The following is a 12,849-nucleotide window of genomic DNA, read 5'->3' on the forward strand; positions in this document are numbered from 1 at the left end:
TTTATGATGTTGAAAAAAATTATTTCAGGCGGACAAACCGGAGCGGACAGGGCAGCCCTTGATGTTGCCCTTAAATTTAATTTAGATCATGGTGGATGGATTTCAAAGGGGCGGAGAACTGAAGAAGGGCCATTACCCATGAAATATCAATTAAGGGAAATGGAATCAACCGATTACAGGGATCGTACAAAACAGAATATTATTGATTCTAATGGTACTGTCATTCTCTCCCGGGGAAATCTTTCCGGTGGATCAAAATTGACCCAGACGTTTGCAAAAGTACTTGGCAGACCAAATTGTTTTATTGACCTGTTAAAAACAGAGGAATTTGAGGCCTCCATTATTTTAAAATCGTTTATCCTGGAAAACGGGATTCAAATTTTGAATGTGGCAGGCCCCCGGCTGAGCCACCATCCCTGGATCTACACGGATGTAAAAACGGTTCTTGAGGTCACACTTTATCAACTTTTTTTGGATACCCGGCAGGACATGGTTATCCGTGACCACATTCCCGACGGACCGGTTAAAGCGGATTTTCCTCAAACACTGGAAGCGGCTTTTGATCTGCTGAGGGACAGCCTGCCGCTTAAGACCCGGATTTTTATTGCAAAATCCAGCCCCCGGCAGATCCCCATGCTTTATTTTACCCTGATGGAATATGTTAGACATCGCGTGGGATTTGATACTGAAAACAAAGCACTTTTACACGCGTGTTCTGACCGGATGCAGGTGGACACCTGTGACATTGAAGATGCTGTGATGGAAATTTTAAAACGGTTTAAACAAGATCTTGAAACAGATCATTTGTTGCGGGTGATGAAATGATTCCCATTCGAGATACCCAGCCATCCAATACTGTGCCGGTGGTGACGTATTCTCTCATGGGCATCCATTTGCTGGTGTTTTTGCTGCAGCTTCAAGTCGGATTAACGGATAACGTCTTTTTTTATCTTTACGGATTGGTTCCGGCGAAATATACCGTTCCCGAGGTATCCAGGCATTTTACAGTCATTAACCAGGTGTTTTCCCTTTTGTCGTATATGTTTTTACATGGCGGGTTTTTCCATTTTTTAGGAAATATGTGGTTCCTGTATGTTTTCGGGGATAATGTTGAAGAACATTTTGGTGCGTTAAGATTTCTCGGGTTTTATCTGATGTGCGGGATTATTTCCGGCGGGTGTCATTTTTTATTGAACCCTGTATCCATGGTCCCCACCATTGGCGCCAGTGGCGCCATTGCCGGTGTGATGGGGGCTTATTTTCTGCTGTTTCCAAAATCGCGGATTTTAACGGTTATCCCCATCATCATCATCCCCTGGTTTGTTGAAATTCCCGCATTTATTTTTCTGGGCATCTGGTTCTTAATCCAGTTTTTAAATGCAGCCGGCAGCAGTGCGGGATCGGGTATTGCCTGGTGGGCCCATATCGGTGGATTTGTGGCCGGCCTCCTATTGGTCAAGGTGAACGAAAAATTGCCGGAAACCGGCATCCGGAAGAAGATCCGTCCGTTTACCATGAAAAAGCATACCCCGAGACTTCAGATGATTGTGACATCCGGCAGCCCGGATAGCCTGGATCTTTACGGGAATATTGACATTACCTCCCTTGAAGCCATTACCGGTGCCAATAAAATGGTGACCATTCCCTGGGGATTTTATAAGCCCCTTTACAAGGTCAGAATTCCTCCCGGGGTGAAACAGGGAACCCGGTTACGGCTTTCAAATATGGGGAAATCCATTGCCGGGGGTGTCAAAGGAGACATGTATCTGGCGGTGAATATCAAAAATGCGATTTAAACGAATCATACCCATCAGTGTCTGGATTTGCCTGGGGCTTATCATTGCCTGTCTTTTTGTGTTCATCAATCTTCCCCAGATTGTGGCGTTACAGATTAAAAAAAGACTGCCGCCAGTTTTAAGTGCCAATGATGTTGGGTTTGATATACAGCGGTTAGGGGTTTCCACGGCCTTTATTTCCGGCATTGGTGTGGGCAAGGGCATCTTTATGGATTCAGTCCGCCTGGACTATCACATAAAAGGCCTGTCAACCGTTCATTTCCGCCAGGTTACCGTATCCGGCTTAACCCTGCATGCCAGCCTTGATGCCACCCATGGCATTGCCCTTCAGGGCGTGACCCTCCCCCCCCCATCAAAAGATCACACCAGCCAAACGGACCGGTCGTTTTTACCGTTTTTACCGGAAAAAATTGTCGTGCAGAATGCTAAAATAATTTTGCATGCAGAGAATGAAGACATTTTCATTCCTTTTGATGGGGTGTGCTTTATTCGTCCCAAGGGGGAAAAAATAAACGTTCAGGCCCAATGGTATCCATTTGGAGAGAAACTCAACACGGTTCTCACCTATGATATGAATAAAGGGGTTGAGTTTTTAAAGGTTGACGGCAAAGACTTTGATTTAGGGCATATTGAGCCATTTGTATCGAAAAAAATAAAAAATTTATACTTAAAAGGTCCTGTTGATTTTAATTTGGAATCTGCCTCACCCCTTCAGAAATGGACCTTGTATATCTCTCAAATCGGTTTTGTTCAACCGGTTGAGGCGGTTGTTAAACATGTGGTGACCACTGTTTTAATTGATCCCCGGAAAATAAGTGCCGCCGGCACCTTTGACATCTCCTGTTCCGTTCTGCCGGCAACCCCGATGGCGTATGACATGATCCTTGATTTGAAAAATGATCATGTGATTGACCTGACCCTTAACAGCAGAAAAATAGATGCCTATCAAATGGCCACTGCATCCCCCCTTGTTAATATCACAACGTCTCAATTCACGGCCCATTACAATGGGTCCGCTATCAAGGGGAAAGGAGAAATAACCGTTCGCTTGAAAGCGGGACAGGTTCAACACCCACAAGCGCAATTCTTTTTTGAAGAGACAACACTATCGTCGGATATCGGGTTGGATTTTTCCGATGATGGCAATGGGGTAACCGCAAATTTGATGCTGAGGGCAAACAAGGTCAAGATCACATCCGATTCAGTGACATCCTTCTTTCCTTTTGTCGGGGTATCGGGGGGAGTCTCGCTTGACAAAACCCATACGCCTTCCGGCAATATCTTAGTAACGGCTTCCAACGGGACTGTCACATCAACTGAATTTAAGACCAGTGCTTCCGGGATTCAAATTGAAGTCCCGATCCAATATCCCAGCACGGGGAAAAAGACATATGGCACCTATTCCATCCCGATCATTTCTTACAACAACCAGCATCACTTCGGTGCAACGGGCAGGGTTCTTCAAACAGATTCAAATACATTTCAGGTTACCGGAGGCATTACCTTGAAGGCGCTGCCGGATTTAACCGCCCACATCAATGCCACCATCGGATTTGACAAAGGATTTTTGGCCACCCTGGCGGTTTACACAAAACCGGTTAAACTAACGGATGCAGATATTGAAAAAGTGATCCCACAAATCATCCCAACCGCAGAAATCGATATGACGGCTTCTGTCAAAGGGTCGGCCACGTATCGCCGGCATCAATTAAACACCTCCCTGCAGGTGACCATCAATGATGGGACCCTGCATATGCCGGATATGGATTTCACTGCCGCCGGTATTAACACCCTAGTGGATCTGAATGACCTCCTGGTGATGGAGAGTGTCCCAGGTCAGCGGTTAACCATTGATTCAATTGACGTGAATAAAATAAAGATCACGGATATAAATGTTCGATTCAGCCTGGAAGATGCCCGGTTTCTTCTCCTTGAAAATATACGGTTCAAATGGTGTAATGGCCTTGTTTCTTCAGAGTCCATCCGGATACCCCAGGAGAATAACGCGTATGCGTTAACCCTTTATTGCGACCGGTTGGAATTAACCCAGCTTTTAAAACAGATGGGGGCATTCAATGCCCAGGGCAGCGGCACATTGAACGGTCGTATTCCCGTTATTTATTCAGATGGGAATCTCTCCTTTGACAACGGGTTTTTGTTTTCAACGCCGGGCAGTGGTGGGAAAGTCATGATTCAGAACACCGACAGGATAACGGCAGGTATTCCCATGAACAGTCCGCAGTTTACCCAACTTGATCTGGCCCAGGAGGCATTGAAGGATTTTGATTATAACTGGGCAAAACTCGTCTTTAACACGTTTGAAGACACGCTGTCGGTCAATATGGAATTAGATGGGAAACCGTCGAATCTTCTACCCTTTGCGTATAAAAAAGACCTGGGGGGGTTTGTCAGGGTGGATGCGTCAAGTCCTGGATCCCGTTTTCAGGGGATTAAACTGGATGTAAATTTAAAACTTCCCTTTAATGACGTGATGAAATTTGGTAGTAAGTTAAATTCAATTTTAAAGTAAAAAAGGAGAGTGTATGGTCAAAAATATGTTGTTCATGGCAGTGTTCCTTGCCCTTTTTATGGTCGCAGGATGTCAGTCAAGCCATCAAGTTGAACTGAAACCTGTTGAAATAAAGCCCATCCACATTACCATTGATGTGAATGTTAAAGTTGAAAAAGCCCTTGATGACTTTTTTGATGATCTTGAAGCTGCTGAAAACAAAATAAAAAAATAATAGGAGAACACATGAATATTCGTACATTATTCAAAATAACGCTTTTATTGATCGTCTGTTTGATGGTGACGGCCCACGCTGCCCTTGCCGACGGAATTAAAGAGAGAATGCGGGATCGGCTTCCGGCAATTGCAGATTTGAAGGCAAAAGGCATTATTGGAGAAGATAACAGCGGGTATCTGGGTTATGTGACCCAGACCCGGGTTCAGGAAGATGTGATTGCCGCTGAAAATAAAGATAGAAATGCCATTTATGCGCATTTCGCCAAACAGCAGAACACCACGCTGCAACTGGTTGAAAAAATTCAAGCCCAACGAAAAGCCGAAAAGGCATTGCCGGGAGAATTTTTCCAGCATCCGGATGGCTCGTGGCATAAAAAGTAAGGTTGTTTGATTGACATCGATTTGCCCTGTTTTCACTGATGAATCGCTGAAAATAAAGCGGTTTTGATCATGGCTGAAAAAATGCGATCTGTGCGGTTAGCCATTAGCGGTTAGCCTTTTTATATGAAAGTAGTGCGTTATGAGTATTGAGTAGTGAGAAATTATGCCTCCTCAATACTCAATACTCACCTCTCATAACTTTCATGTTCTGTTGTGCCCGTCAGGGCATGGATGTTATTTAAAAAGATACCCCGAGGCGGAAGATGAATTCAACCACAGGGTCATCATTGGTGTTGTCCGCATAATCCGGAACAACATAACCGACACCACCGGAAAGCATTACCGCCGGCATCCAGGCATAATCAACATTGCCGATGGCATAGAGGTTGCTGTCCAGATTGTCGTTGTCATTGGGTTCAGCATACCCCAGTTTTGCATAAAAGGTTAACTCTTCCGTGGCTGCGAACTGGATATCCCCCACAATACCGAGAGCCCCTTTTCCGTTACCGGACACATCAAAGATACCCGTGTTGTTGCCATAATTCCCATTATCAGCACCCAATGCACCCGCAAAATCCAGCGCGGCAAAGACCCCATCGTCCTGGATGCTGGTTATCTGGGTTTCCTTTGCATCCACACCGTCGGCCCAGAGTACGGTGACGCCCCCTTTGATGGTTTCAGTCAAAGCCACGTCTAAAGCCGCGTGGAACTGGGTGCCTTTATAATCCGTTGCAGCGCCGTCATCACCACTGAAAACAGCCCCTTCAGCACTGACGGTCATGTTGCTGCCCATGGGCGCAATGATGTGGGCCGCATATCCATTGGTGGTGAAATCCCGGGCCAGACCAGCTGAATCAGACCTTGATTTCAGCATGGCGTAGGACAGTCCCCCGGAAAACGCATCGGTTGCATAGAGAACGCTTGCACCGTATATGTCATCATCGTCATTGGGGTTGTTGTCCGTGATGGTGTCCCCGGTGACCCCACCCTCAGATTCTTTAGAATACAGCAGTTTAAGGGTGAACGGACTGAGCGCAATATCCGCCTGAATTCCTTGAAACTGGTCACTCCAGAGCGTTCCAAGGCCCCATTCACCGGCCTGCTGGCCTACTTTTAACGTCAGGGGGCCTTGTTTGATGGTGACAAAGGCACGGTCCACCATGAGGGTGTCACTACCCTGATCCGGACGGTAGTCATCCCCCCAGGTGAATTCTGCAAAGTCACCCCGGAGCTGGGCCTTGACATTATCATTAATGTCCCATTTCAAGGCAAGTCTGAGCCGCTGGTCAAAATAATGGGATGTTGGCGTGTTGCCGCCTGGATCTTCACTGATTGCCAGGGCACGGTAAGAGCCGCCGGCAGAAAAGTCAGCAGCTGCTGCCGGCAAAACGGCAGCTGCTGCGATCACCATAATTGCAAATACAAATCTTAATGGTTTCATTTTTTTCCCTTTTTTTTAAAAAAATATGTATCTTCATTTTTCGTGTTGATGGACCTCATGTTCATCAACATGATGGTGAGAGTTGAGCAAGGAGCATGCCATCCGGTTGATTATCAAATCACGAGGGGTATCCGGGAAACCTTAAACCCGCTGTTGGGAATCAAATGACGGTTTATTTGTTTTTTTCAGGTTGGAAATGAACGGGTTTTATTGACAGTCTCTGAAGAAAAATCAATACGATGTTGACCCAAAAAAGAACACTTTTGATATCAATAGTGTTTTAATATAGGACACTGTTTCGGGTTTATTATCCGGCCTGACCCCTTCCATTAAAGCGGAAGACCGAAAGGTGAGATTTTAAATTGGGGAAATACCATATTGTTTGAGTTTTCTATACAGGCTGCTTCGGGAAATATTTAGTGTTTTGGCTGTTTTGGCTTTGTTGTTATCAAATTTAATCAAATAGTTTTGAATCAACTGTGCTTCCGCTTTTGCCCGGGTGGGAGATTCTTCCCACATGGAGATCGCATTTGAAGAACCGGTTTCGAGCAATTCAGGGGGCAGCAAATCACAGGTGACAATCGGTGATATTGCCAGATTGATGGCCCGTTCAATAATATTGGAGAGCTCTCTGACATTCCCGGGCCAGTTATGGTTTATCAATATGTCCATTACCTTGGGATCAATTTTTCGGATATCTTTACCAAATCGTTTGCTGATATTTTTCAAAAGGGATGTTGCCAGGAGTGGTATGTCCTCTTTTCTCTCCCTGAGGGGGGGGATATTAATGGTGATGACCCCGATTCGATAGAACAGGTCATGACGGAAATTATTGTTTTTTATCTCTTCAATAATACTTTTATTTGTCGCGCAGATCACGCGCACATCAAATGGGATACGGTCTGTGCCCCCCAGCCGGATGACCTCTTTTTCCTCTAAAACCCTCAATAATGACGCTTGCAGGTCCAGGGGGGCTTCGCCTATTTCATCTAAAAAAATAGTGCCCCGGTCCGCCAATTCAAATTTACCCGGGTTCCCCTTTTTTCGAGCACCCGTAAAAGCGCCCTCATCATACCCGAATAATTCACTGGAGAGCAGTTCCCGGGGTAAGGCCGCACAGTTAATGGCAAAGAAGGTTTCCCGCTTTCTCTGGCTGGCATTATGAATGGCCTGGGCGAAAAGATCTTTGCCCACCCCGCTTTCCCCTAATAATAAGACGCTGGAATCTGATTTCGCTGACAGTTTGGCTTGGTTGATGGCATATTTAAACCGGCTGCTTTCTCCAATAATGTTGTCAAAGATGATATTGGCTTTTGATTTAATGATTTTGCGCACAAGGGGATGCATTTTGATCATGACAATCACATGCCCTTCTATTTGTTCGCTGGTTTGTTTTTTAAAAGGGGTAATATTGACAATGAATTTTTTTCTCTGTCCTTCGGGTGTGATCCAGGTGATCGTTTCGCCATAAATGCGTTTATGCGTCGATATCATGGGCATCAGGTGGGGGTTGTTGTGACGAACAAATTTTTTAAAATTAAAATTGTCTTTTGTGTCAATCCCCAGCAATAGGCGACCTTGTTCATTGATTTGAACAATTTGTCCGGCCATATCTATGGCAATTAAGCACCCTCTGATGGATTCAATAATGGCCTTTTTGAGTAAATTTGATGCTTCTGTCTGCCGGTAAAGCGTTGACAGCTCTAATTTGCGTTCAATGCCCCTGGTCGTTGTCTGCACCGCCCCTAATGAATGCCGGTTCAACTGGTTGTAAGGGCCGGTTAGATTGAGAACGCCGAGAATCTCACCGTTGGTATCATGAATCGGTGCCCCGGAGCTGGAACAAAGGCAGGCGCAGCGGCAATACTGTTCATGTCCGGACATGTAAATGGGGCGATCAAGTGCCAATACGGTTCCAATGGTGTTTGTCCCCATGATTTTTTCGGACCAGTCTGCCCCCTCAATAAAATTGCCATGGGCGGTGAAATCCAGGGCTTCCCGGGAACCGATTTTTTCTAATATGATCCCAGTTTTATCTGCTAATGTAAAGCAACAGCCGCGTTCTTTCGTGATTTCCCGCAAGTCATATATCGCGGGAAGTACGTTGTCGATCAACTTTTTATTTGCCTGCCTGCGACGGGTCATTTGTCGTTCATCCAGCAGGACGGTGTTCTCTTGTTTGTATGGATCAACATTGTATTTTTTGCTTCGTTTCCACGACGCACGAACAAAATCCTGGACCTGCCCATCATACCCTTTGGTTGAATCCCTGGCCGTTTCCCAATGCCCTTGTGTCGTGGTTTTATCTGGCATGTCCTGCATCTTCGTTTTCCTTGTGGCGGTTTTTGTAAGGTCCATGTTAAAATAGAATTCCTGGGGATGCTTGTCAAGATAACGAACACATTTGGACTATTCTGATACAGTTTGTCGAACACTGTCAGGCGTGGAGGGGGGGGAATTTAGATCCATCCAGTCCAACACGACAGCGGATCGTTTTGATCGCCGGCAGTTGATTGGACCGGATGGATGGTATGGGTATCGCGTTATTTTTTTTTTGATTTCAATTCAGGAAAATCCCAGTAAAAATATTCGTTGGGGGTTGATTCGGTTTGGTCCTCCTGTCGTGAGATTTCCTGTTCCCTGAGTTCGATTCTCCTGATTTTACCACTGATCGTCTTGGGCACTTCTCGGACAAATTCAATGATCCTGGGGATCTTGAATTTGGCCAGGATGGAAATGGTGTGTTGAAACAGCTCCAGGGCAAGTTCCCGGGTGGGTTCAAATTCATGATTCAGGATGACATAGGCTTTAACCAATTGGTGTCTGTTGGGATCCGGTTTCCCAATGACCGCTGCTTCACCCACCGCAGGGTGCTCCACCAGGGCGCTTTCCACCTCAAAGGGTCCCACGCGAAAATCCGAAGACTTGATCACATCGTCGGCCCGGCCCACAAACCACCAATACCCATCTGTATCAAAGGATGCGCGATCCCCGGTATAATAATAATCGTCAATAAACACGAGCTTCATCTTTTCAGGGCTGCCGATATATTCTGTAAACAGGCCTTTGGATTTGAATTTGTCCAGTTTTACAACAATATGACCGGGTTCATCCGGGGTGGTAATTTCATTCCCGTCATCATCAACCAAGGCAACATCATACATGAACGAGGGGTACCCAAAGGACCCATTGCGCATTTTACCGGTCATCCAGGGAGGATTTCCAATCATTGCCGTGGATTCGGTCTGTCCGTAAAAATCACGGATTTCAGTGCCGGTGAATTTTTTCCACTGATTGATGACCTCGGGATTGAGGGGTTCGCCGGCACTGATGGACTGGCGCAGACAGGACAGATCATATGCGGACACGTCCATATTAATGAACATCCGCCAGGCCGTGGGCGGTGCACAGAACGTGCTGACCTTGTTTGCTGCAATGGCTTCCAGGTAAAGGTTTCCGTTAAGGGTTGTAAAATTAAACCCCGTTGCCGTGGCACCCACGTTCAAGGGTGCAAAAAAACTGCTCCATGCCCATTTGGCCCATCCCGGTGCACTGAGGTTATGGTGGATATCGTCCGGTTTAATACCGATCATTACGGTTGTGGACAAGTGCCCTAACGGATATGAGGTGGCACTGTGTCCCACCCGCTTGGGAAGTCCGGTTGTTCCGGATGTAAAGAAACAGAACAACAGGTCATGGGATCGAGTTTTGGCCGCCCGGGCAATGGGGGATTGTTTTTCAATGTCGGCATAACTGGTCCATCCGGGTTTGGTGCCCAGTACAATTTTTGTCTTCGGGGTAATGCCGGTGGCACTCAAGGCCTCGTCCATTAGATCCGTAAACGACTGATCCGACAGGATGATATCCGGCTCATAGGTTTCAAACCGGTACTGCAGCTCTCTCATGGTCATGCTGGTGGCCGTGGGCACGGATACCAGCCCGCCTTTTATGCCGGCATAGGTTGCAAACCAGGTTTCCGGGACAATGGGTACCATCATGTACAGATTGTCGCCTTTTTCTACGCCGGCCCCTCGAAGGTGGTTCAGGCATTTGTTTCCGTTTGCGGATAATTGGCTGTAGGTATAGCGGCGCGTCTCTCGGGTGGCAATATCCGTCCAGAGCAGTGCCAGGTTTTCCCCTCGTTCCTTTACATGTATATTTTCAAAAACTTCTTCAACCCAGTTGAAGTATTCGGGCAGTTCCATGACATTCAATCGTTCAAAGAACGTTTTAGCCGCCTTTTCTTTTCGTTCATCATCAACCATCTGGTTGAGTTCCATGACCTCTCGGTAAATTTTTTCCATATCCATAAATAAATTCCTGCAATATTGTTTGTGTCTGAATCGGTTTAAAATATGCTGCTGCTTATATCATTTTTTTAACATTTTTCAAAGATTGTATTCAGCAAATTTATATGTCCCCGGATGTTCCTGTTCCATTGGGAGAAATCTCAGGTTTTTATTTTAATGATTGACAATTAACGGTTGAAACGGTAATAAAAATTAATCTCAGGCAGAAGCTTGAACCCAACTGACAATTTTTTTAATAGACACTATAAACCACGAAGGTTGATTTATCGGTAAAATATTCCGATGCCTTTGTGGTTTTTTATTTTTAGGAGAAGCAAAATGAGAGTTTTTCGGCTGATTTGTCCGGTTGTTTTAATCGTCTTTTTTTCTTTTGGCGTGTCATTTGCCCATTTCGGGATGGTGATCCCTTCAGACAATATGGTCATGCAGGACGATTCGAAAAAAATAGGTCTTCACCTGTCTTTTTCCCATCCGTTTGAAGGGGTGGGTATGCCACTTGTCAAACCGAAAGGGTTTTGGGTGGTCAAAAAAGGGAAGCAGCAGGCGTTGAACGGAACGCTCAAAAAAATCAAGATCATGGATCATACCGCCTGGAAGGCTGAATATACCATCAAAAGACCCGGGGCATATACCTTTGTCATGGAACCTGTACCGTATTGGGAACCGGCTGAGGATTGTTTTATTATCCATTATACAAAAACGGTGGTGGCAGCATTCGGCGACGACGAGGGGTGGGACACTGAACTGGGGTTAAAAACGGAAATTGTTCCCTTGTCTAAACCCTTTGGCCTGTATGCGGGAAACGTTTTCCAGGGAATCGTTAAACTGGATGGAAACGCCGTGCCCTATGCCGAGGTAGAAGTGGAATATTTTAACCGGGAGAAAAAAGTCCAGGCCCCCTCTGATTATATGATCACCCAGACCGTGAAGGCGGATGGAAATGGGGTATTTACCTATGCCGCGCCGGTTGCGGGCTGGTGGGGATTTGCCGCTTTAAACACATCGGATCAAAAGATGATGCAGGCCAATGAAGAAAAGGATATTGAGTTGGGGGCTGTGTTATGGGTAAAGTTTGAGAATTGGCAGGAAAAATAACATGCATATTTCAGAAGGCGTTCTTTCCGGTCCGGTATTGGCTGCCGGGGCCGTTATTGCCGTTGCCGGGACCAGTCTGGGGTTAAAAAAGATTGAATATGATCGCATTGTTCATGTGGCTATCCTGGCCTCTGCATTTTTTGTGGCATCCCTGATCCATGTGAACATCGGACCGGCAAGCGTCCATCTGATTTTGAACGGCATTGTGGGATTGCTGCTGGGTGTTGCCGCCTTTCCGGCTATCCTGACGGCATTGCTGCTCCAGTCGGTGTTTTTTCAATACGGCGGCCTGACAGCACTGGGGGTGAATGTGGTGGTGATGGCGGTTCCGGCAGTACTCTCCCACTACCTGTTTTTGCCGTTGCTGGGAAAATCATCCACACTGAACTTTACAGCAGGGTTCCTGGCAGGACTGTTTTCCATATTGTTTTCTTCCCTGTTGCTGGGGGCAGCCTTGTGGTTCACGAACCACAATTTTTTTGAAACCAGTTTTGCCATTATTATGGCCCATATCCCTGTCATGATCATTGAAGGCATTATCACCGGCTTCTGTGTGACATTTTTTTTAAAAGTTTACCCTGAAATTATACCGTTGAGGAAAAAATGAACATACAAAAAATACTTTTTTTAGTCGTCATTTTAGCCATCATTCCCGCCGGCCCTGCCGTTGCCCACAAGGTAATTATTTTTGCATGGGTGGAAGATGGTATGATCCATACGGAAAGCAGTTTTGGTTCAAAAAGAAAGGCCCAGAATTGTGCCATAACGGTTGTTGATGAGCAAGGCCAAGTGGTGCATACCGGTCAAACAGACCTGGACGGAAACCATTCGTTTGCTATCCCTGAAAACACGGATTCAGATCTTATCTTAACCCTTGATGCCGGCATAGGGCATCAAGCCCAATGGAAAATTCCTAAAAAAGAACTGATAACCCTTCCTTCGGTCAAGGATATCCAGACCGCCATGAAGAAAAAAGAATCCCTGGAACAGGGCCCGTCTGTTTATAAAATAATCGGTGGTATTGGTATTATTTTTCTGCTGGCCCTGGGTGTAAAATTTTTAAAAAGGAAACCATCCTGA

General features: G+C 45.9%; 11 protein-coding genes. 8 read left to right on the forward strand and 3 right to left on the reverse strand.

What is annotated here, in order from left to right; all coding sequences use genetic code 11:
- Positions 1-3: 3 nt before the first annotated feature.
- Genes Q1Q15_RS16680 through Q1Q15_RS16700 form a run of 5 tightly spaced genes read left to right on the forward strand, consistent with a single transcriptional unit; the run spans position 4 to position 4,923 of the window.
- Positions 4-825: a putative molybdenum carrier protein gene (locus tag Q1Q15_RS16680; RefSeq protein ID WP_300462420.1), complete on the forward strand. Its 822-nt coding sequence runs from the start codon at positions 4-6 to the stop codon at positions 823-825.
- Positions 822-1,796, forward strand: a complete 975-nt coding sequence (locus Q1Q15_RS16685) for a rhomboid family intramembrane serine protease (RefSeq protein WP_300462422.1) — start codon at positions 822-824, stop codon at positions 1,794-1,796. Before Q1Q15_RS16680 ends, Q1Q15_RS16685 begins: the two co-directional genes overlap by 4 nt.
- Positions 1,786-4,326 carry a YdbH domain-containing protein gene (locus Q1Q15_RS16690; protein ID WP_300462424.1) on the forward strand — a complete coding sequence of 847 codons (2,541 nt, stop codon included), beginning with the start codon at positions 1,786-1,788 and terminating at the stop codon, positions 4,324-4,326. The genes Q1Q15_RS16685 and Q1Q15_RS16690 overlap by 11 nt, the downstream gene beginning before the upstream one ends.
- 13 nt (positions 4,327-4,339) lie before the next feature.
- Positions 4,340-4,540: a YnbE family lipoprotein gene (locus Q1Q15_RS16695; RefSeq protein ID WP_300462427.1), complete on the forward strand. Its 201-nt coding sequence runs from the start codon at positions 4,340-4,342 to the stop codon at positions 4,538-4,540.
- An 11-nt stretch (positions 4,541-4,551) separates the two neighbouring features.
- Entirely contained in the window at positions 4,552-4,923 is a 372-nt protein-coding gene (locus tag Q1Q15_RS16700) for a YdbL family protein (RefSeq protein WP_300462429.1), read from the forward strand.
- A gap of 238 nt (positions 4,924-5,161) precedes the next feature.
- Here Q1Q15_RS16700 and Q1Q15_RS16705 read toward each other — a convergent pair whose 3' ends face one another.
- From Q1Q15_RS16705 to Q1Q15_RS16715, 3 genes are all read right to left on the reverse strand, one after another.
- Positions 5,162-6,364, reverse strand: coding sequence for a porin (locus tag Q1Q15_RS16705; RefSeq protein ID WP_300462432.1), 1,203 nt, complete (start codon positions 6,362-6,364; stop codon positions 5,162-5,164).
- A 357-nt stretch (positions 6,365-6,721) separates the two neighbouring features.
- Positions 6,722-8,722 carry a sigma 54-interacting transcriptional regulator gene (locus tag Q1Q15_RS16710; RefSeq protein ID WP_300462434.1) on the reverse strand — a complete coding sequence of 667 codons (2,001 nt, stop codon included), beginning with the start codon at positions 8,720-8,722 and terminating at the stop codon, positions 6,722-6,724.
- 185 nt (positions 8,723-8,907) lie between these two features.
- Positions 8,908-10,674: an AMP-binding protein gene (locus Q1Q15_RS16715; RefSeq protein ID WP_300462436.1), complete on the reverse strand. Its 1,767-nt coding sequence runs from the start codon at positions 10,672-10,674 to the stop codon at positions 8,908-8,910.
- 318 nt (positions 10,675-10,992) lie between these two features.
- Here Q1Q15_RS16715 and Q1Q15_RS16720 point away from each other — a divergent pair, with 318 nt between their 5' ends.
- Genes Q1Q15_RS16720 through Q1Q15_RS16730 form a run of 3 tightly spaced genes read left to right on the forward strand, consistent with a single transcriptional unit; the run spans position 10,993 to position 12,849 of the window.
- Entirely contained in the window at positions 10,993-11,769 is a 777-nt protein-coding gene (locus tag Q1Q15_RS16720; RefSeq protein ID WP_300462439.1) for a DUF4198 domain-containing protein, read from the forward strand.
- A gap of 1 nt (position 11,770) precedes the next feature.
- Positions 11,771-12,376 carry a cobalt transporter CbiM gene (gene cbiM, locus Q1Q15_RS16725; RefSeq protein ID WP_300462441.1) on the forward strand — a complete coding sequence of 202 codons (606 nt, stop codon included), beginning with the start codon at positions 11,771-11,773 and terminating at the stop codon, positions 12,374-12,376.
- Positions 12,373-12,849: a hypothetical protein gene (locus Q1Q15_RS16730; RefSeq protein ID WP_300462443.1), complete on the forward strand. Its 477-nt coding sequence runs from the start codon at positions 12,373-12,375 to the stop codon at positions 12,847-12,849. Before cbiM ends, Q1Q15_RS16730 begins: the two co-directional genes overlap by 4 nt.

Source organism: Desulfobacula sp. (assembly GCF_030145145.1).
Lineage (GTDB): Bacteria > Desulfobacterota > Desulfobacteria > Desulfobacterales > Desulfobacteraceae > Desulfobacula.